The sequence below is a fragment of the Streptomyces malaysiensis subsp. samsunensis genome (genome assembly GCF_024519315.1).
GTDB classification, from domain to species: Bacteria; Actinomycetota; Actinomycetes; order Streptomycetales; family Streptomycetaceae; genus Streptomyces; species Streptomyces malaysiensis.
Genome location: NZ_JANIIC010000096.1, coordinates 1 through 19,083, shown reverse-complemented (window position 1 = coordinate 19,083; position 19,083 = coordinate 1). Strand labels below are relative to the sequence as shown.

The window sequence follows — 19,083 nt, the reverse complement described above, 5'->3', positions numbered from 1 at the left end:
GGTGCGCCGTGGCGACCACTCGTCCAGCAGGCATCGCAGGCGATCGAGATCGGACAGTCCCTCCTCCTGCCTCTCACGGTCTCGCAGAAGGGTTCCCGCCGCATCGGTGGGCCACCCCGGGCACATACACGGCACACATCGACCCCCAGATGCGCATCCTCGCTGTGGAAGCGGGGTTCTCCCACCAGCTCGGCCGGACCTCGGCCTCCTCCGGCGAGTTGACGGCCGTCACGGCGCAGGACAGCGGTGGACGGCTGGTCGACATCGTTATCCAGGTGCGCCCGGACGACGAGGCCACCACGGGCCGGGCCGACGCGACCCGGCTGTCCCACAGAGCCTGCTGACGGGGAAACATCGACGCACTCGTCCTGGCCAGTGGCCGCGGCGTGTGCTGCCGGAGTTCATCAAGTAATTCTCAGGACCGGGATCACATTCTCAGTGACCCTCCTGGTTCAGGGGCGCACCTCACCACCGCTCCCCCGGCGAAAACGGAGTAAGAATTCGGTATGCCCCCACCACCTCGATCGCTTGCCGATCGGGCACCGACCGTATGACATGCCGTCGGTTCGACTGAAATCGCGCCACGCCGAATCCCCCGCACGCTCCCACTCATTTCCGCCATCGAGGCGTCCGCCGTCCGCCGTCCTGCGGACACACATCCTTGTATCCCGGACGGCCCTCACCCATGCCCGACCTCACCCACAAAGGTAGGTGCTATGTCCGCTTCCCCGACGGCCGGCTGCGACATGTGCGGTCGGCCGGTGCGCCCGCACCGGCAGTCAAGTACCTCGCCGCCGCGGGCCCGCTACTGCTCCAACGCCTGCCGGCAGCGCTCCTACCGTATGCGGCAGAAGTCCGGCGGCATGGACACCGCGCTGGTCGAGACACCGTTGACACAGATGAGCAGCTTCATCGGACGCACGGACGAACTCATCGACCTGGCCCGTATATTGCGCGAGTCGCGGCTGCTGACACTGACCGGCCCAGCGGGCGTCGGCAAGACGCGGCTGGCCCTGGAACTGGCCGGCCAGGAGGCCCGCGGCCGACGCCACGAGGTGGCGGTGGTGAAGCTGGGTCAACTCACCGAACCGGAGGAGATACGGCAGCGCATCCTCACCACGGTCGACGCGATGCCCGACAGCGCGGATGGGGCGGAGAAGGACCGGCTGCTCCTCCTCGACGACTGCGAACACGTCCTCGACACCTGCGGCACACTGCTGACCGATCTGCTGCCGCGCCACCCCCGGCTGCGCATCCTGGTCACCAGCCGCGAACCCCTGCGACTCCCGGGCGAATCGGTCTTCCCGGTGATCGAACTGGCGCTGCCGGACCTGGACTCCGGCACCGTGCTCGCCGCCTGCCTCCGCTCCGACGCGGTCACCCTGTTCATGGACCGGGCTCGCGCCGTCGCTCCCGACTTCCAGCTCACCGAGGCCAACGCGGCGGACGTGGGCGAGATCTGTGTACGGCTGGACGGGGTGCCGCTGCCCATCGAGATGGCGGCCCGGCTGATGCGCGTGTTCCCGCCCGCCGAGGTCCGGGACCGGATGGACGACAGGCTCGCGCTGCTGACGAACGGATGGCGGCTCGCCGACGGCCGGCACCGGAGCCTGCGCGCCTCCCTGGAATGGGGCTACGACCTGCTGAGCACGGCGGAACGCGCGCTGCTGCGCAGGCTGTCGGTGCTCCCGGGCGGTTTCGGGCCGGATGCGGCCGCCGCGCTCGCGGCGGACATCCCCGAGGTGGTGTCGGCGATGCCCGAGATCCTCATCGGTCTGGAGGCGAAGTCCGTCATCACACCGGTCCCCGGCGATGACGGTCCGGCCCGCTTCCGGCTCCTGGAGTCCATGCGACACTTCGGGCACGAGATGTTAGTCGCCCAGGGCGAGGACACAGCGGCATACGAGCGGCTGACCGCCCGGCTGACCACGGCGTCCCTGCCGCTGCGCGAGGAGGCCGTCGCACCGGCCGGGACGCTCCGCATGCTGGAAAAGGAACACGCCAACCTCACACACGCCCTGCGCAGACTCGGCTCGGGTGACGACGAACGCCAATTGCTGCTGGCCGCGGCGCTGGCGGCGGCGGAGGTCGCCGGCGGGCGGCACACCGGTGCCGCAGAACACGTGGCGCACGCCCTGGACCGCACCGCGCCGACCTCCGTCTACCGTGGCGTCGCCCTGGAGGCGGCGGCCGCGCTGGCGCGCCGGGAGGGCGAAGACGCCGCCGCGGCCCGGCAGGCCGACGAGGCGGTGGCACTGGAGCGCGAACGCGGCGGCGGCACGGCCCGGCTGGGCCGCCTGCTCCTGCTGCGCGGCACGATCCGGCAGCTGGCGGACGAGCGGGAGGCGTCCCGAGCCGACCTGACGGGGGCCCTGAACATCGGCCTGCGGCTGAGCCACAACATGCTGACCGCGCTCAGCCTGGGCCAAATCGCCCGGCAGCAGATGGAGAACGGCGAACTCGGCAGCGCTGAGCAGACGATCCGCCGTGTCCTGCCCGCGCTGCGCCGCCACGCGGCACCCTTCCGACTGCGCTCGGTGCTGGTCACGGCCGGTGCGCTGGCTCTGGAGAAGGACGACCTGACATTGGCGGAGGCACACTTCACCGAGGTGCTTTGCGTACGCCCGGCCCATCCGAGCGACACCGCCGCGGCGATCGAGGGGCTGGCTCTGGTCGCCACCCGGGCCCGCCGGTTCGACCGGGGGCTGCGGCTGCTGGGCGCGGCGGAGCGAATCCGCGACAACGCTCGGCGGGACACCGAGTGGTGGCGTCGGCGCGTGCACGAGGCGCGGGAGACCGCGCTCCGGGCCATGCCGCCCGCCCGCGCCGAAGCCTGGCTCGATTCGGGCCAGGGTCTGCCGGAACATCAGGCGATCTCGCTCGCGCTCGGCGACGACGGGCCCGGAACACACCACAAGCGCCCCGCCCACCCGTTGAGCAGACGGGAACGGGACGTGGCCGAGCTGGTCGTGGAAGGGCTCACCAACCGTCAGATCGCTGCGCGGATGCATGTGTCGGTACGGACCGTCGAAACCCATATCCGGCACATCCGCACCACGCTCGGGCTACGGTCCCGGGCGCACATCGCGGCGTGGGTGGCGCAGCGGCAGCCGAAGCCCCCAGCCCGCCTCACCACCCCACCCGCGGAGCAGCGGATGCCTCAGGTACGCAGCGTGGTCCACGGTGCCCGGGTGATGGGCGGGCCCAACCCCCGCCAGCTCAACGAAACCTGATGCCGGGGCCGGCTCCGGGGCCGCGCCGCCCTCACTCGGCCGCGGTCTCCACCGGCAGCGGCGCCGCCGCGGCCGCCGGCGCCGGCTCCACCTCCCGCTCCGTGTCCACCGACCGCGATGACGCGGCCGAGCCTGACACGGGTGATCCGGCGTTCGCTCATGAGCCGCTCCGCCCGCTTGCGGTTGACGGTGGCCCGGTCGCCCGGTCGCCCGGTCGCCGCGGTTCGGCGTGCGCCCGCGGAGCACCGCAAGCGCCCCTCGGGGCCGGGTGAAGCAGAGTGATCTCGGCGCGGCCGGACCCTCGGGGGTGCGCGGACGCCGCAGTTCCCGGTTGCAGGCGGCGAGGTGGGCGCCGAGGGGAAGCCGCTTCCTGGAGGGGGAGCCGCCGGACGCGGGGCTCACGGTCGGAGAGCCGAGCGCCTAACACGGCCGGGGTGTGGATCTCCTCCGCGAGGTCATCGCCACCTCGTCGACAAGGCTCAGGTCGATGGCCTCGGTCAGCGGTGTGCCGGTGCCCCGCAAGACGACAGCGAACGGCCGCTGTCCAGCCGGGCCGGCACGCCCAGGCCGCCGGGCAGCCGGGCAGCCGGGTCCGGTCGGGCTCGGTCCACATGTCAGCAACGGTTCCTTACGTCACCAGCCCACCAGTGCCGTTTCGATGGTCGATCCCGGTCCCATGGTCATCAGCACCCCGATGTCGCCGGGGAGAGCCGCCTTCTCGTCGCGCAGCCGCTCGTAGGAGAACAGGAACGAGCCGCTGGAGAGGTTGCCGTGGTCCCGCAGGACTCCGATGGTGTGCCGCACGTCGTGCCGGGACAGGCCGAGGTTCACCCGGACCGAGTCGATGACCTTCTTGCCGCCGGAGTGCACCACCCAGTGGGTGACGTCGCTCGTGTGCAGCCCGGTGCCGGCCAGAAGGCGCTCCACGGCGGTTTCGGCGTTGGCCCCGACGACGTAGGGAACCTCGGGGTCGAGGTAGAAGCTGAACTTGCCGTGCGCGTCATCCCAGTCGTAGCGCATGGCGTCGACGGCTTCCGGGATGATGTGGCTGGTGAACCGCAGCAGCGCGGGCGTCGGCGGCTGCTCCCCGGAAGTCCGTCCCGGCGCGCGGACGGCAACGGCCGCCGCCCCGTCACCGAACAGGCTGTTGACCACGGACGAGCGCAGGGTCCCGTCGAAGACATACGCGGCGGAGCACACCTCGACGCACACCATCACCGCCAGTTCGCCGGGGTGGCCGGCGGCCCAGCCGGACACGGCGTTCAGTGCGTTGAGTCCGGCGTTGCAGCCCATGCCGACCACGTCCAGGCGCTGGCAGGACCGCTCGACACCCAGGTCCTTGATGAGCAGCGCGGAGAAGCCCGGCGTGAGAAGTCCGGTGGAGGTGACACAGCACAGGTAGCGGACGTCGGCGAGGGAGGCGCCGACATCCTTCAGACAGCGCTCGACGGCCTCGCGCCCCATGCGCAGCCCGCTCGCCGTGTGTTTGCGCAGAAGGTCGCCCTGTGTCTCGGTGGTGGGCTTATCGTCAGGACCGAGCGGCGGCAGGCTGAGGTTGCGCCGCTCGATCGCTCCGTTGAGGAAGATCGAGCGGATACGGGGGTCGGTGATGCCGAAGGTATCGAGGAGTTCCTGCTGCGTGTAGGAGTCCGGCGGCACCGCGGCACCTACGCCGACAATGCCGGGCGCCTCTCGGATCGCTCGCATGATTCCCTCTCGTATCGCCTTACCACGGGCAGTCGCCACCGGCCGGATGACGCCGACAGATCAGAACGCTTCCGCCTCCATCCCGGCCCGGTATCAACACTGGAGCAGGGCGAGGTCGAACGGCACCAGTGGTAGCCACAGTTACACGTCCGCACACCGATCGGTATTCCCGCCGGGTTTCCGGGAGCCGCTGTCGCCTTTCCCATCGGGGTGGAAGGTGTTCCAGGCCGCCCGCAATTCGAATCGGGGATCCGCCCGTTCATGATCGAACACTTAGCGCTCGCGCGTCGCGGCCCATCTCACCGGTCCGAACAGCCGCCCCTCGTGGCGTTCACCCATCGCCCGGGAGACCACGGTGGCCGAGAGCATCGGCGGTCGCCGTTGGTCAGGACTCGCCTACGGCCGGACTGTTACACCGATGTGATGCAGCGGTCGAACAGGTCCACCAACTGTCGCGCGCACCGTTCCAGATCGACGTCACCATCGCGGAGATGGTGATGACGGACGACGTTGTCGATGGCGCCGCGGATAGCGAGGGCCATCAGATGAGAGTCGGACGTGTGGAACTCGCCCGCTCTGCACCCCTGCTCCAGCAGGTTGACCAGACACTCGGTGGACAGAGCGCTGCGGGCGATGTCGTCCAGGCCGTCTACCTGCCGCGCCTGAGCCATGGCGACGATCTCCGCCAGTGCCTGGGCGTACAGCGGCCGACGGATGACAACGGCCACCTGAGAGGCGATATAGGCGCCGAGCTTCCCCCGGTATGTCATCTCAGCGGCGATACTGGCCTCTATGGCCGCTCCGGCCTCCGTCAGGATCGTTTGGCCGACCTCCCGAAAGAGTTCGGGCTTCCCCGAGAAATAGTAGGAGATCATTCCGGTACTGCTGAGCCTGGCCCGTCGGCATATCGCACTGAATGAGGCTTTCGAATAACCAATTTCGGCCAATGTCTCGATAGTTGCCTGAACTATCTGCGCTCTGCGTGCGTCCTGGGTGAATGTTCGAGCGCTCGGCTGGGCGGCCCTGGTCATCATGATGCGAAAGTAGCAGCTCCGGCTTCAGGATATATGGCTCCTGCCCCCGACAGGTGATGTCCGGCCCGGCCGTGGCCCGCGGCGCGGACCGGAGCTCCTGCTGGAAGCAGCGGGGGCGACGTGCCCTCGCCCGCGCCCCGTCACGCCGCCTTCGGCGGCAGACATCAGTCGACGCTCAGCCGCCCATCGCCTCGATCAGGCTCTTGGGCCGCATATCCGTCCAGTTCTCCTCGATATGGGCCAGGCACGCTTCGCGGGTGTCCTTGTCATGGCCGACCGTCCATCCCTCGGGTACATCCGCGAAGGCCGGCCACAGCGAGTACTGCCCCTCGTGGTTGACCAGCACCAGAAATTCCGCGTCGGGATCGTCGAAGGGATTCACGCCAGTCTCCGCCTCTCATACCGTTACCGTCCTGACAGTGGACGACCCACCTGGACGGCTCCATGTTTATGCGTCACGGCGGGATCGGCATCAGCGAGAGCCACCGTTACGGACCGGTCGCGGCCGAACCATCCGGCCGGTGATGGCACCGAGGTCGCCAAGTTGACCGGCACAGTCGATCTGGACGACTACCCGGCGCAGGCGTCGGCGGCCGCAGAGGGCGGCTCACCGTCCGGGACGCCACGGCCCACCTCCGGACCATCGCCGCGCGGCCGGCTCCGGACCCGGGCGGTCCCCGCCCGGCGCGCTCGGTGTGATGCGTGGCCACACCGGCCATCACCTCGCGGAAGGCGGATATCGGCGGCTCATTCCCGGATTCGGCGATCACGGTCCTACAGCTCCAGGATCAGCTTTCCGGTATTGGCTCCGGTGAACAGGCCGCGGAGCAGGCCGGGAAAGTCCTCGATGCCGCCTTTCACCACGTGCTCGGCCGACGTCAAGTGGCCTTCCGCAAGCCACTGTGCGAGTTGTCGGGTCGCCTCGGGGTAGCGGTCCGCATAGTCGAACACGACCATGCCGGTCATCGATGCCCGGTTCACGAGCAGTGACATGTAGTTCGCCGGGCCTTTCGGGCGCCGGTCGTTGTATTGGGACACCGCGCCGCTGATGACGATGCGTGCCCCGCGCGCGAGCCTGGTCAGCACCGCGTCCAGGATCGGGCCGCCGACATTGTCGAAATACACGTCCACGCCGCCCGGGGCGTGCTCACGCAAGGCTTTCCGCACGTCGTCGGTCTTGTAGTCGATGGCCGCGTCGAAGCCGATCGTCTCGACAAGGGTCCGGCATTTCTCCGGGCCGCCCGCGATGCCGATGGCGCGGCAGCCGGTGATCTTGGCGAGCTGACCCGCCACGCTGCCGACGGCGCCCGCCGCGCCCGACACCACGACGGTGTCGCCTCGCTGGATACGGGCGACGTCGAAGAGACCGAAGTAGGCGGTGAGGCCGGTGATGCCGAGCGCACCGAGGTACGTCGTCTTCGGCGCGAGGGTGGTGTCGACCCCGCGGAGGTCCGTGCCGTCGGACAGCGCGTATTCCTGTACGCCGAAGGCTCCGTAGAGCTCGTCGCCAATCGCGTAGTCGGGATGCCGGGACGCGATGACCGTACCGATCCCGCCGGCCCTCATGACGGACCCGAGCTCCACGGGCGGCACATAGGACGCGCCGGGGTTCATCCAGCTCCGCATCGCCGGGTCGATGGAGATCAGATCGACCTTGACGACCACCTGGCCATCGCCTGGTGCGGGTATCTCGGCGGTGGTGAGGGCGAAGTCGGAGTCCTTGACGTCGCCTTCGGGGTGTGCGGTGAGCACCATCTGGTGATTGATGTCCATGATTTCCATCTCCGTCGCGTTTCGTCCCCTTGCCGCGGCCGCCCCGATGCCCGCGGCCGCGAACTCGGTGCCGCTTCCTTCGACTTGACTACCGCGGCGCCGAAAGTATAACTACTGAACTAGTAAAGAAAATGAATCACTTGGGCAGAGAGAGGTCTCCCATGCCCCACACGCTTCATGAGGCAGACCCGAGGCGGGTCGGCCTCAAAGAGGCGGCGGATCGCATCCGTCTCCAGGCGCGGGCCGTGGCCGCCGACAACGAACGGGACCGCCGGCTGGCGCCGGAGCTGATCGACGCACTCCGCGACTCCGGGCTGATGCGCTGCGGAGCGCCCGAGACTCTCGGAGCCGCGCAGGCCCCGCCCGCTCTCTCGCTCGAGTGCGCCGAGACGATCGCGCGGGGCGACGCGGCCACCGGCTGGTGTGTCTCGATCGCTCTCACCAGCAGTCTGCTCGCGGCGTACCTGCCGGAGAAGGGTGCCGCCGAGACCCTCGGCGACCCGCGCGCGATCGCGGCGGGCGTGTGGGCGCCGCGGGCCAAGGCCCGTCCGGTCGACGGAGGTGTGGTCGTCTCCGGCCGCTGGTCGTTCTGTAGCGGGATCACCCACGCGGACCACTTCTTCGGCGGCTGCGTCCTGGACGACGGCAGCGGCGACAAGGACGGTGCGCCGACGCTCCGTGCCGTCGGGATCCCGACCGCTCAGCTGCGGATAGTCGACACCTGGCACACGTCCGGCCTGCGCGCGACGGGCAGTCACGACGCCGTGGCCGAGGACGTGTTCGTTCCCGCGCACCGCGTACTGGCGCTGGACGACGGTCCGCTGATCGACGCTCCGCTGTACCGCTTCCCGATCTACGGGTACTTCGCGCTGTCCATCGCCGCGGCCGCCCTGGGCAACGCACGCGGGGCGATCGATGACCTCATGGACCTCGCGGGCCACAAGGTCGCCACCGGCTCGCGGCGGATCCTGGCCGAGAAGCCGGCCACACAAGCCGCGGTGGGGCAGGCGGAGGCCGCCTTGCGCGCCGCACGCGCCTTCTTCTACTCCGCCATCGACGACACCTGGCAGGCGGCGTGCACCGGCGAGACGGTGACACTCGGTCTTCGCACCGGGTTGCGTCTGGCGGCGGCCCACGCCGCCCGTACGTCGGCGGAGGTCGTCCGCGCCATGTACGACCTCGGCGGCGGATCGGCGATCTACGACAGCTCACCGCTCCAGCGCCGCTTCCGGGACGCGACCACCGCCACCGCCCACCTCCAGGTGAGCCCGGCCACATGGGAGACGACCGGGCGCATCCTGCTCGGGGTCCCGACGCGGGTGGCGCAGCTGTGAGGCGGCGATCGCTCGGCGTGGTGCTCCCGTACTGGCTGGACCGGCCCGATCTGGAAGCCCTCGGGATCGCTCGGCAGGCGAGCGCCCGCGGTTTCGAGCGGCTGTGGCTGGGCGAGATGGCCACCTTCGATGTGTTCGCCCTCGCCACCGCCGTCGCCGGCGGCACCTCCATCCCCCGGCTGACGGTCGGCCCCCTCGCCGTCGGGGTGCGCTCCCCCGTCGCCATCGCGATGGGGGCCGCCAGCGTCGCCACATTGACGGGCACACATGTGGATGTGGCGCTGGGAGCGTCCAGCCCGCACATCGTCTCCGACTGGCACGGCCGCGACTGGAGCGGCAACCCGCGGCGCACCAGGGAGTCGGTCGCGGTGCTGCGCGAACTCTTCGGCGGGAAACGGGCCGCCTTCTCCGGCCGCCACATCCGCACACGGGGCTTCCGGCTCCGCCAACCACAACCGGACTCCATGATCGGCGTCGCGGCGTTCGGGCCACGTATGACCGAAGTCGCCGCGGAGACCGCGGATGAGGTCGTGCTCAACCTGGTGCCGCCGGCGCACATCGCCCAGGTCCGCGCCTCGATCGACGCCTTCGCCGAGGCCCGCGGGCGGCCCGCGCCGCGGCTCGCGGTGTGGGTCGCCTGCTCCGTCGAACCGGGCCCGGCCACCCATCTCCAGCTCGCATCGCAGCTGGCCGTCTACCTCCGTCCACCGGGCTACGGCGAGATGTTCACCGAACTCGGCTTCGGCGACCTCGTGCGTCAGGCGCGTGCCGCCACCGGCCGTCGTACGCTCGTCGGGGACATTCCGCCCGAACTTCCGGCGGCCGTCGGCGCGATCGGCTCAGGAGCTGAAGTACTGCGGCGTATCGACGCCTACTTCAACGCGGGCGCCGACCACATCGGGCTGGTGCCCACGACGGCGGACGACCGGGACGGCGCCGAGACCTTGGCTTTCATCAGCGAACACGCTCCGGACCTCATCCCAGGACCGACCGGGGCGAAACGGCCGGTCGGCGGCGACGGGATACGATCGATCAGTGACGGACAACGCTGAGGCGCAGCCCCTGGAACCGCGCGGCGACGACTCGGTCACGCGGACCCTCAACCTGGTCGGCGAGCGATGGATGATGCTGATCCTCCGCGAAGCCTTCTTCGGGGTGCACCGTTACGGACAGTTCGCCCAGAACCTGGGCATCCCGCGCCCCACCCTGTCGAACCGGCTCGGCAAGTTGGTCGACGTCGGCCTGCTCAGCCGGGAGCGCTACGCGGGCGGCCCGATCCGCAGCGACTACGAATACCGCCTCACCCAGGCCGGTCTCGATCTCTTCCCGGCAATCCAGATCCTGATGGAATGGGGCAACACCTACCTCCCGGACGACCCGGCGGGGCGATCCAGGGTGACCTGGACGCACGATGTGTGCGGATCGCCCACACACCCGAGGCTGACCTGCGACCAGTGTGGGGAACCCGTCACCGCGCTCAACGTTCACCCCACGCGCGACACGCCCTGAGCCGGCCTCGCCACGGCGGCTGCCTCCGTATCCGCTGGGCCGGCGAGGGCTGCCGCGTGATGGTGGAAGGCGCGGCGGACCGCCGGGAAGCGGCGGGGCCCGCGGCTGGGGTGGACGCGGTTGGTGAGGAGGATGTAGTAGCGGCCCTCCGCCACCGTCCCGTCCGCTCCCGCCCGGTCCGTCCCCGCCCCGTCCGCCGCCGGGTCCACCCACAGGCTCGTCCCCGTGAAGCCCGTGTGGCCGTACGAGGACGGGCCCATCGCCATGCCGACCGGTGACCCCACCGCGTCCCGCCCCTGCCAGCCGAGACAGCGGCGCAGCGGGAGGCCCTCCGTATGACAGGCGGTCATACGGGCGAAGCCGGACGCGCTCAGCAGGCCGTCGCCGCCCGCGGCGAGCGCCCGGCCAAGCCGGTCCATGTCGGCCAGCGGTGCGAACAGGCCCGCGTGGCCGCAGACCCCGCCGAGCACCACCGCGTTCTCATCGTGCACCTGACCGGTCACCAGGCGGCCGCGCCAGGTGCACAGCTCCGTGGAGACCGCGCGCTCACGGGCCGCGGGGCCGGGCGCGAACACCGTCTCGCGCATGCCGAGCGGCTCGCACACCTGCTGCGCCACCAGCTCGTCCAGGCCGGTGGCGGTGGCCCGTTCGAGGATCAGGCCGAGGAGGACGAAACCCGCGGAGGAGTACTCCACCACCGTGCCCGGTGCCCCGCGGAGCGGCAGCTCGCGGAGGGCGGCCAGCAGTCCGTCCCGGTCGGAGTGCACGCGCCAGAGCGGAGTGCCGCCGGGCAGGCCGGAGGTGTGGGTGAGCAGCTGGGTGACGGTGATGTCCGCCTTGCCCGGCACCCGGCGGTACTCCGGCAGATACCCACCGACCGTGTCGTCCAGCCGTAGCGCTCCCGCCTCGGCCAGCCGCAGTGCGGCCAGGCCGACGATCGGTTTCGTCACCGAGGCCAGGTCCCACAGCTCGGTGCCGTTCAGCTCCGTCCCGCCCCAGCGGCGTGTGCCCAGGTGCCCATGTGTCTCCCGTCCGGCCGCGGTGCCGACCGACCAGGCGGCCGCGGAGTAGATCCCGGCCCGGCGGCCAGCCGCCAGGAGCGCCGCGAGCCGTGCCGGTCGGTCCGCCGGTGGGCCTGCTCGTCGGTCAGCCGGTGGGCCTGCTCGTCGGTCCGCCGGTGGGTCTGCCGGTGGGTCTGCCGGTGGGTCTGCCGGTGGCGGGCCTGCCGGTCCCGTCCGCCGCTCCGCCCCTCGTTGCTCCGCCCCCTGTGTGGTCCGGCCGCCCACAGCCCCGCTCACTCCTGCCCCCGTACGAGCCCCAGCGTCCCCGCCCCGCCGCGCAGCGCCGCCGACACCGTGCCGGCGGCGGCTCGCACCATCGGCCCCAGCACCGCCACGCTCTCCTCGTCCAGCGTGAACATCAGCCCGATGATGCCGACCGCACCGGCGACCCGGTCGCCCGGCCCCAGCACCGGGGCTGCGATGGCGCGGACGTCCTGCTCCGCGTATTCGTCGTCCACCGCGTAGCCCCGCTCGCGCACGGCGGGCAGGGCCGCCAGCACGGCCGCCGGGTCCCGCACCGTCCGTGCTGTACGGGCCGGGAGCGGCTCGCGGCCCAGGAGCTCCGCCGCGGTCGGGGACGGCAGGGCCGACAACATCGCCCAGCCCACCGCCGAGCAGTACAGCGGGACCTCGCCACCCGCGGTCAGCGGTACGCGGTACGTGGACGAGGGCTCCGACTGCGTCACATGCACCGCCACGGCGCCGTCCCGCACCGAGAAGTGGGCCAAGTGGCCGGTGCGCAGCCGCAGATCGTCCAGGACCGGGCGGGCCAGCACCAGCTCGCGGCTGGCGGCCAGCGCCGTGGCGGCGAGCCCCAGCAGGCGCGGTCCGGCCTGGTAGTTGCCGCCGGGGCCCGGGACCGCGTAACCGGCCTCGGCGAAGGTGTGCAGCAGGCGGTGGACGGTCGGCTTCGACAGCCCCGTATGGGCGGCGAGGTCGGCCAGGCGGTGCGGGGCATCGGGCTGGACCAGCGCGTCCAGCACGGCGAGCGCCTTGTCCACGGGCCCCTTTGCGGCGGCGGTCGGCTCTTCACGGTGCGGCGCGGAGGTATTGACCGGCTTCGGCATGTCGCTTAGCTTATCGCATCAGCGTTCCGGATGCCGGAACGATTGAACTGTTCAGCGGAACATCTCGCGGAGGGCAGATCGTGACTCCTCCATCAATGTCACGCCGTAGAGCCCTGCGGCTGGGCGGGCTCGCAGCACTGCCCGCCATCGCCGCACCGACAGCGCTCACCGGATGCGGAACGGCCGCGGGCACGGCCGGTGACGGCACGCTCCGGGTGGCGCAGCCGTCCGACCCCACCACCCTCGACCCGCACAAACAGGGCGACATGTTCTCCATGAACGTCCTGATCAACATCTTCGACGCCCTCACCACCCGGGACGCTCATGGCCGGCTCGCCGCGCGGCTCGCCACCTCCTGGGAGCCCCGCTCCAGGACCGTGTGGCGCTTCCGCCTCCGCGAAGGCGTGCGCTTCCACAACGGGGAGGAGTTCGACGCCGATGCCGTCAAGTTCTCCATCGAGCGGATCCTCGATCCGAAGACGCGCTCACCCATCGTCGAGTTGCGGTATGTGACCTCGGTGCGCGTGGTCGACCGCCACACCGTGGATGTGCACACCACACTGCACGACCCGATCCTGCCCGCGAAGCTGTCGCTCTTCGGCGGGGTGATCGTGCCGCCGAAGTACCTCGCCGACGTCGGCGACGCCGCCTTCGCCCGGCGCCCGGTGGGCACCGGACCGTTCACCTTCGAGTCCTTCCGACGCGATCGCGAGCTACGGCTGCGCGCCAACCGCCGCCACTTCCACGGCTCCCCCGGGGCCGACCGCCTGGTCTTCCGCGCGCTGCCCAACCCCGCCTCCGCGCTGGCCGCGTTGCAGAGCGACGAGGTCGACCTGGTCACCGGCCTCACCCCGGACGCCGCCCGGCAGCTGTCCGGCTACGCGGGCGTGGAGCTGGAGAACCACCAAGGCGTGCGGACCGCGTACCTCAATCTCGACACCACCTCCGGGCCGCTGCGCGACCGCCGTGTGCGGCAGGCGCTCAACCACGCCATCGATGTGCCGCTGCTCATCAAGGCCGTCCTGGACGGCAAGGCCCGCGAGGTGCCCGCGATGCTCCCGCACGGCGTCGTCGGCTTCGACCGGTCGATCGAGCCCTTCCGGCGCTCCGTGCGCACCGCCAGGCGGCTGCTCGCCGAGGCCGGCCATCCGCACGGCCTCACCACCACGCTCACCGCCTCCAACGACGACGCCCAGGTGGCCGAGGCCATCTCCGGCCTGCTCGACCGCGCGGGCATCCGTGCCCGTGTCGATCTGCTCGACCCGGGCACCTTCTCCGCCCGTCTCACCTCCGACAACCGGCACGCGCTCGGTCCCGTCTACCTCGCCGCCTCCACCGTCTGGACGCTCGACGGCGCGTCGATGGTGCAGTCGAACGTGCGCCATGACCGGCGGCAGAGCCGGTGGGTGTCGAAGGAGGCGGACCGGCTCGTCGACGCCGAGGAGCTGTCCATGGACCCCGAAGACCGGCAGCGCGCGTTCACCGCGCTCCAGCGCCTGATCAAGAGTGAGGCCCCGTTCGTACCGCTCTACCAGCAGGACATCATCCTCGCCCGTACCACCCGGGTGCGCTGGACACCGGTCGTCAACGGCTCGCTGGCCATGGAGAGCGCGGAGGTGAGGACATGACGGCCGCCTCCGTCCGGCCCGCGGTCACGGTCCGCACGCCGAAGTCCGGCCTGCTCCGCCACATCCTGGTCCGCCTCGCCACCGCCGTCGGCGTACTCCTCGCCGCCGCCACCCTGGCCTTCCTTCTGGTGCGGCTCTCCGGCGACCCGGTCAAACTGCTGCTGCCCCCGGACGCCACCGCCGCCCAGGAAGCCACGCTGCGCGCCCAACTCGGGCTGGACCAGCCTCTGATCGCGCAGTACGGCGACTTCCTGTGGGGGCTGCTCCGGCTCGACCTCGGCGATTCGCTCGTCTACAACGAGCCGGTCAGCCAGGTCATCGCCGACCGCATCCCGGCCACCCTCGAACTCGCCGCCGGCGCCCTGGTGCTCAGCCTCGTCATCGCCATTCCGGCCGGGATCTACGCCGCCACGCGCCGTGGCCGGGCCGGCGACGCCGGTGTGATGACGGCGGTGCTGCTCGGCCAGTCCACCCCGCCGTTCTGGGTCGGTATCCTGCTGGTCCTGCTCTTCTCGGTACGGCTCAAAGTGCTTCCGGCCTCCGGCTACGGCACCTTCGCCCATCTGGTGCTGCCGGCCGTCACGCTGTCCGTCTACTCCATCGCGGTCATCGCCCGGCTGCTGCGCTCCTCGCTCATCGACGTCCTCGGCTCGGACCACATCCGTACCGCGAGGGCCAAGGGGCTCGGCCCGGCGAAGGTGGTGTTCGTGCACGGGCTGCGCAACGCCTCGCTGCCGACCGTCACCGTGATCGGCCTGGAGTTCGGCGGGCTGCTCGGCGGGGCGATCCTCACCGAGCAGGTCTTCTCCTGGCCGGGCATCGGACGGCTGACCGTGGAGGCCATCTCGCGCCGGGACTTCCCGCTGGTGCAGGCGGCCGTCCTGTTCTTCGCCGCCGCCTTCGTGATCGTCAACCTCCTTGTCGACCTCTCCTACAGCCTCCTCGACCCGAGAGTGCGGACCCAGTCATGACCGTCGTACGCAACCGGCTCGCCCTGGTGGCCCTCGGCGTCCTCGCGCTGCTGGTGATCGCCGCCGTCTTCTCGCCCCTGCTCGCCCCGGACGACCCCGCCAAGCAGCAGCTCCTCGCCCGGCTCGAGCCCCCGGCATGGGAGGGCGGCGGCAGCCTCGCACACCCGCTGGGCACCGACCAGCTGGGCCGCGATGTGCTCTCCCGCGTCATCTACGGCTCCCGGGTCTCGCTCCTCGTCGGCATCGGGGCGGCGCTGCTGGCGGGGGTGGTGGGGGCGGTGTGCGGGCTGTTCGCCGGTTTCCGCGGCGGATGGCCGGACCGGGTACTGATGCGCTTCGCCGACATCCAACTCGCCTTCCCTTCCCTGCTGTTGGCGCTCGTCATCGTCGGCTTCCTCGGCTCCGGGCTGTGGAACGTCGTGCTGGTGCTCGGCTTCACCGGCTGGGTGGCGTACGCCCGTGTGGTCCGCTCCGAGGTGTTGTCGCTGCGCACCCGGGACTATGTGACCCAGGCCCGGGCGACCGGGGTCACGGACCTCACGATCATGCGCCGACACCTGCTCCCCAACGTCCTCCCGCACCTGGCCACCATCGCCACGCTGCATATCGCGGCCGCCATCGTCGCCGAGGCATCGCTCAGCTACCTCGGGCTCGGGGTGCCCAAGGAGACCGTCACCTGGGGCTCGATGCTCGCCGACGGCCAGCTCTATCTGGGCACCTCATGGTGGGTCGCGGTCTTCCCCGGGCTGGCGCTGATGCTCACCTCCCTGGCCATCAACATCACCGGCGACGCCCTTCGCGACGTCGCGGACCCGAAGGCGTACCGCCGATGACCACACACGCTCCCGTGCTCGAGATCCGCGATCTGCACGTCGACTTCCGGCTCGCCACCGGCACCGTGCACGCCGTGCGCGGCGTGAGCCTGACGGCACACGCCGGAGAGACCCTGGCCGTCGTCGGCGAATCCGGCAGCGGCAAGTCGGCCACCATGCTCGCCGCGCTGCGGCTCAACCCCGAGCCGCCCTGCGCCTACCCGGGCGGCGAGATCCTCCTCGACGGCCGCGACCTGCTGGCGCTGCCGGAGAAGCGGTTGCGCGAGGTGCGCGGCAACGACGTCGCGATGGTCTTCCAGGACCCGATGACCAGCCTCGACCCGCTCCAGCGGGTCGGCAACCAGGTGGCCGAGGTGCTGCGCCGGCACCGCGGGGCCACACGCGCCGGGGCCCGGACGGAGGCGGTACGGGCGCTGGCGGAGGTCGGTATCCCGGATCCGGAGCTGCGGGCGCGGCAGTACCCGCACGAGCTGTCCGGCGGGCTGCGCCAGCGCGTGATGATCGCGACAGCCCTGGTCGGCCGGCCACGGGTGCTCATCGCCGACGAGCCGACCACCGCGCTGGACGTCACCGTACAGCGGCAGATCCTGGACCTCCTCGCCGATCTGCGCGCCCGGCACGGTATGGCGGTGGTGCTGGTCACGCACGACCTCGGGGTGGTCGCGGAGACCGCCGACCGGGTCGTGGTGATGAACGCCGGCCGGGTCGTGGAGCACGGCACCGTGGCCGAGGTCTTCGAGGCGCCCCGCCGTCAGTACACCCGCGATCTGCTGGCCGCCACCCCGCGACTGGAGCCGACATCATGACGACCGCCAGAACGAGGACACCCGCGAAGACGCCACTGCTCGAACTCGACGGCCTGTCAAAGGAGTTCACCGGACCCGGCGCCTCCCGCACGATCGCCGTCGACGACGTCACGCTCACCGTGGCGGAGGGCGAGACCCTCGCCCTCGTCGGCGAGTCCGGCTCCGGGAAGACGACACTGACCCGGCTGCTGCTGGGGCTGCTGGACCCCACCGCCGGGACGGTCCGCTTCGACGGCCAGGACCTCGCCGGACTGTCACCGGCCGAGCTGCGCGCGATACGGGCCGGGATGCAGGTCGTGCTCCAGGACCCGTACTCGAGCATGAATCCGCGGATGAAGGTCACCGATATCGTGGCCGAGCCGCTGGTCACCCATGACGCCGCCTACCGCGGACGGCGCGCCCGGACACGGCTGCGGGAGCGCGTCGGCGAGCTGCTGGAGTCGGTCGGGCTGTCGGCGCGGTTGCAGGACCGGTACCCGCACGAGTTCTCCGGCGGGCAGCGCCAGCGCATCTCCATCGCCCGTGCGCTGGCGCCCGCGCCGCGGCTCGTGGTGCTCGACGAGCCGACCAGCGCCCTCGATGTCTCCGTCCAGTCCCAGGTCCTCGACCTGCTGGTCGAGCTCCAGCGACAGCACGGACTGACCTACGTGTTCGTCTCGCACAACCTCGCCGTGGTCCGGCAGATCGCCGACCGGGTGGCGGTGCTGCGGTACGGCAAGGTGGTCGAGTGCGGGGAGACGGCCGCCGTGCTGGGGGCTCCTCGCCACCCGTACACCCGCGAGCTGCTGGCCGCCGCACCACGGCCCGACGCGTACCGGACCAGGACCGGCACCAGCACCAGCACCAGCACCAGCACCAGCACCGGGACTAGCGGTGGGTGAGGACCAGCCCCGCACCCCCGAGCAGCGCCACATCGTCCGGCCGGCCCGCCTCGCCCAGCACCACCCGCGGCGGGGCAGCCGTCGACCAGCCGCTGTCCCGCCGCAGCCGCTCCTCGACCCGGGCCCGGAACCCCTCCCCGCCCTCGACGGCCTCGCCGTGCAGCACGAAGAGGCCGGGGGCGAAGAGCTGCTGGATGTTCACCAGGCCGAGCGCGAGGTTGTCGGCGTACTCCTCGACCACCGGCCGGCCACCGTCCCCGCGTCGCACCAGCTCCGCGAGCGTCACCTCGGCGCCCAGCCCCGCCGCCCGCGCCCGCTGCCGCAGCCAGCGCGTCGTGGCCACCGTCTTCCAGCAGCCGCGCGCCCCGCAGGTGCACAGCTCGCCACCGGCCAGCACCGTCATATGAGCGCCGCTGCGGCCACCGTGCGGGGCCAGCAACTCACCGTCGAAGAACACCCCGACACCCAGCACCTCGCCGGTGGACACCGAGGCGAAGGACTCAAGGCCACGGCCCGCCCCGAACCACCGGTCGCCCAGCACCTGGAGCCGGGCCCGGTGCTCGACGTACACCGGCACCCCCAGCGCCCGCCGCAGCACCTCCGCGACCGGGTAGCCGCGCAGCGCCGGCACCTCGTTGACCTCGATGAAGCTGCCCCGCTCCGGGTCCACCAGACCGGCCGCGGCCACACCGACACCGGTCAGCTCACACCCGTCGAAGCACTCCCGGGCGGCCTGCCGCACCGCCGCGTCCACACCGGCCGCCTCCCGCGCCGCCGGGTCGAAACCGGCCGCGGTGCGGCGCAGCAGTCTCCCGGCGCGGTCGACCAGCGCCGCGCGCACCTGTCCGGGCAGCATCTCGACCGCGCCCAGCAGCGGGCGGGCGGGAGCGGCCGGGGGATCGGGCACCAGGCGGAGCCGGGGGCGTCCGCCGTCGGGGGCGAGTGCAGCCATGCGCAGACTCTGCCACGGCAGGAACCGAGGAGGTAGTACCACGTTGCCGCATCTGACCGAACTCACCTGGCGCGAGGCCCGGACCGCGGGCGCCGGCGCCATCGCCCTGATGCCCATCGGCTCCCAGGAACAGCACGGCGCACATCTGCCGATGGGCACCGACACGCTGCTGGTGACGGCGGTGGTGGACCGGGCGGCCGAACTGCTGGCGGGCGGCGGCCCGCCGGTCGTACGCCCGCCCGCCCTGCCGTACGGACACAGCCCGCACCACCTCTTCGCGGCCCCCGGGTCGCC

At 71.4% G+C, this 19,083-nt stretch carries 18 protein-coding genes; 11 read left to right on the top strand and 7 right to left on the bottom strand.

All coding sequences use genetic code 11. The features are described from left to right. Positions 1-149: 149 nt before the first annotated feature. Together NQU54_RS44605 and NQU54_RS44600 are read left to right on the top strand one after the other, a co-directional pair. The gene (locus NQU54_RS44605) at positions 150-344 is read left to right on the top strand and encodes a hypothetical protein (RefSeq protein ID WP_257636009.1); all 195 of its coding nucleotides are present in this window, start codon (positions 150-152) and stop codon (positions 342-344) included. A gap of 372 nt (positions 345-716) precedes the next feature. Then, entirely contained in the window at positions 717-3,233 is a 2,517-nt protein-coding gene (locus NQU54_RS44600; protein ID WP_257636008.1) for an ATP-binding protein, read from the top strand. A 633-nt stretch (positions 3,234-3,866) separates the two neighbouring features. Here the strand turns inward: NQU54_RS44600 and dpgA are convergent. The 4 genes from dpgA to NQU54_RS44580 form a co-directional block, all read right to left on the bottom strand. Continuing rightward, the gene (dpgA, locus tag NQU54_RS44595; RefSeq protein WP_257636007.1) at positions 3,867-4,940 is read right to left on the bottom strand and encodes a 3,5-dihydroxyphenylacetyl-CoA synthase DpgA; all 1,074 of its coding nucleotides are present in this window, start codon (positions 4,938-4,940) and stop codon (positions 3,867-3,869) included. A gap of 410 nt (positions 4,941-5,350) precedes the next feature. Further along, complete coding sequence (locus NQU54_RS44590) at positions 5,351-5,971, bottom strand: TetR/AcrR family transcriptional regulator (RefSeq protein WP_257636016.1); 621 nt, start codon at positions 5,969-5,971, stop codon at positions 5,351-5,353. 178 nt (positions 5,972-6,149) lie between these two features. Further along, positions 6,150-6,356 carry an MbtH family protein gene (locus NQU54_RS44585; protein WP_251773777.1) on the bottom strand — a complete coding sequence of 69 codons (207 nt, stop codon included), beginning with the start codon at positions 6,354-6,356 and terminating at the stop codon, positions 6,150-6,152. Positions 6,357-6,748: 392 nt separating this feature from the next. Next, positions 6,749-7,747: an NADP-dependent oxidoreductase gene (locus NQU54_RS44580; RefSeq protein ID WP_257636006.1), complete on the bottom strand. Its 999-nt coding sequence runs from the start codon at positions 7,745-7,747 to the stop codon at positions 6,749-6,751. A gap of 161 nt (positions 7,748-7,908) precedes the next feature. On the opposite strand from NQU54_RS44580, the gene NQU54_RS44575 reads away from it, so the two are divergent. Genes NQU54_RS44575 through NQU54_RS44565 form a run of 3 tightly spaced genes read left to right on the top strand, consistent with a single transcriptional unit; the run spans position 7,909 to position 10,590 of the window. Further along, positions 7,909-9,081: an acyl-CoA dehydrogenase family protein gene (locus NQU54_RS44575; protein WP_257636005.1), complete on the top strand. Its 1,173-nt coding sequence runs from the start codon at positions 7,909-7,911 to the stop codon at positions 9,079-9,081. Next, positions 9,078-10,133: an LLM class F420-dependent oxidoreductase gene (locus tag NQU54_RS44570; RefSeq protein ID WP_257636004.1), complete on the top strand. Its 1,056-nt coding sequence runs from the start codon at positions 9,078-9,080 to the stop codon at positions 10,131-10,133. The genes NQU54_RS44575 and NQU54_RS44570 overlap by 4 nt, the downstream gene beginning before the upstream one ends. Continuing rightward, positions 10,117-10,590 (top strand): winged helix-turn-helix transcriptional regulator, encoded by a 474-nt coding sequence (locus tag NQU54_RS44565; protein ID WP_257636003.1) that lies wholly within the window; start codon positions 10,117-10,119, stop codon positions 10,588-10,590. The genes NQU54_RS44570 and NQU54_RS44565 overlap by 17 nt, the downstream gene beginning before the upstream one ends. On the opposite strand, the gene NQU54_RS44560 is transcribed toward NQU54_RS44565, so the two are convergent. Both NQU54_RS44560 and NQU54_RS44555 read right to left on the bottom strand, forming a co-directional pair. Continuing rightward, complete coding sequence (locus NQU54_RS44560) at positions 10,566-11,687, bottom strand: serine hydrolase domain-containing protein (RefSeq protein ID WP_257636015.1); 1,122 nt, start codon at positions 11,685-11,687, stop codon at positions 10,566-10,568. The genes NQU54_RS44565 and NQU54_RS44560 overlap by 25 nt on opposite strands. Positions 11,688-11,884: 197 nt before the next feature. Further along, positions 11,885-12,718: an IclR family transcriptional regulator gene (locus NQU54_RS44555; RefSeq protein WP_257636002.1), complete on the bottom strand. Its 834-nt coding sequence runs from the start codon at positions 12,716-12,718 to the stop codon at positions 11,885-11,887. Positions 12,719-12,813: 95 nt separating this feature from the next. Between NQU54_RS44555 and NQU54_RS44550 the strand changes: the two genes are divergently transcribed. Genes NQU54_RS44550 through NQU54_RS44530 form a run of 5 tightly spaced genes read left to right on the top strand, consistent with a single transcriptional unit; the run spans position 12,814 to position 17,837 of the window. Further along, on the top strand, positions 12,814-14,346 hold the full coding sequence (locus NQU54_RS44550) for an ABC transporter substrate-binding protein (RefSeq protein WP_257636001.1): 1,533 nt from the start codon (positions 12,814-12,816) through the stop codon (positions 14,344-14,346). Continuing rightward, positions 14,343-15,317 (top strand): ABC transporter permease, encoded by a 975-nt coding sequence (locus NQU54_RS44545; protein WP_257636000.1) that lies wholly within the window; start codon positions 14,343-14,345, stop codon positions 15,315-15,317. The genes NQU54_RS44550 and NQU54_RS44545 overlap by 4 nt, the downstream gene beginning before the upstream one ends. Next, on the top strand, positions 15,314-16,150 hold the full coding sequence (locus NQU54_RS44540; protein ID WP_257635999.1) for an ABC transporter permease: 837 nt from the start codon (positions 15,314-15,316) through the stop codon (positions 16,148-16,150). The genes NQU54_RS44545 and NQU54_RS44540 overlap by 4 nt, the downstream gene beginning before the upstream one ends. Continuing rightward, on the top strand, positions 16,147-16,956 hold the full coding sequence (locus NQU54_RS44535; RefSeq protein WP_257635998.1) for an ATP-binding cassette domain-containing protein: 810 nt from the start codon (positions 16,147-16,149) through the stop codon (positions 16,954-16,956). Before NQU54_RS44540 ends, NQU54_RS44535 begins: the two co-directional genes overlap by 4 nt. Beyond that, on the top strand, positions 16,953-17,837 hold the full coding sequence (locus NQU54_RS44530; protein ID WP_257635997.1) for an ATP-binding cassette domain-containing protein: 885 nt from the start codon (positions 16,953-16,955) through the stop codon (positions 17,835-17,837). Before NQU54_RS44535 ends, NQU54_RS44530 begins: the two co-directional genes overlap by 4 nt. On the opposite strand, the gene NQU54_RS44525 is transcribed toward NQU54_RS44530, so the two are convergent. Then, the gene (locus tag NQU54_RS44525; RefSeq protein WP_372506405.1) at positions 17,824-18,789 is read right to left on the bottom strand and encodes an ROK family protein; all 966 of its coding nucleotides are present in this window, start codon (positions 18,787-18,789) and stop codon (positions 17,824-17,826) included. The two genes, NQU54_RS44530 and NQU54_RS44525, sit on opposite strands and share 14 nt — an antisense overlap. Between NQU54_RS44525 and NQU54_RS44520 the strand changes: the two genes are divergently transcribed. Next, on the top strand, positions 18,788-19,083 hold a 296-nt coding region (locus NQU54_RS44520; protein ID WP_257635996.1), incomplete at its 3' end, for a creatininase family protein. The genes NQU54_RS44525 and NQU54_RS44520 overlap by 2 nt on opposite strands.

Bases quoted from the DNA above. Each gene is read 5' to 3' on its own strand.
- NQU54_RS44605 (WP_257636009.1), top strand. From the start codon at position 150: ATGCGCATCCTCGCTGTGGAAGCGGGGTTCTCCCACCAGCTCGGCCGG.
- NQU54_RS44600 (WP_257636008.1), top strand. From the start codon at position 717: ATGTCCGCTTCCCCGACGGCCGGCTGCGACATGTGCGGTCGGCCGGTG.
- dpgA (WP_257636007.1), bottom strand. From the start codon at position 4,940: ATGCGAGCGATCCGAGAGGCGCCCGGCATTGTCGGCGTAGGTGCCGCG.
- NQU54_RS44590 (WP_257636016.1), bottom strand. From the start codon at position 5,971: ATGACCAGGGCCGCCCAGCCGAGCGCTCGAACATTCACCCAGGACGCA.
- NQU54_RS44580 (WP_257636006.1), bottom strand. From the start codon at position 7,747: ATGGACATCAATCACCAGATGGTGCTCACCGCACACCCCGAAGGCGAC.
- NQU54_RS44575 (WP_257636005.1), top strand. From the start codon at position 7,909: ATGCCCCACACGCTTCATGAGGCAGACCCGAGGCGGGTCGGCCTCAAA.
- NQU54_RS44555 (WP_257636002.1), bottom strand. From the start codon at position 12,718: ATGCCGAAGCCGGTCAATACCTCCGCGCCGCACCGTGAAGAGCCGACC.
- NQU54_RS44550 (WP_257636001.1), top strand. From the start codon at position 12,814: ATGTCACGCCGTAGAGCCCTGCGGCTGGGCGGGCTCGCAGCACTGCCC.
- NQU54_RS44545 (WP_257636000.1), top strand. From the start codon at position 14,343: ATGACGGCCGCCTCCGTCCGGCCCGCGGTCACGGTCCGCACGCCGAAG.
- NQU54_RS44540 (WP_257635999.1), top strand. From the start codon at position 15,314: ATGACCGTCGTACGCAACCGGCTCGCCCTGGTGGCCCTCGGCGTCCTC.
- NQU54_RS44535 (WP_257635998.1), top strand. From the start codon at position 16,147: ATGACCACACACGCTCCCGTGCTCGAGATCCGCGATCTGCACGTCGAC.
- NQU54_RS44530 (WP_257635997.1), top strand. From the start codon at position 16,953: ATGACGACCGCCAGAACGAGGACACCCGCGAAGACGCCACTGCTCGAA.
- NQU54_RS44525 (WP_372506405.1), bottom strand. From the start codon at position 18,789: ATGGCTGCACTCGCCCCCGACGGCGGACGCCCCCGGCTCCGCCTGGTG.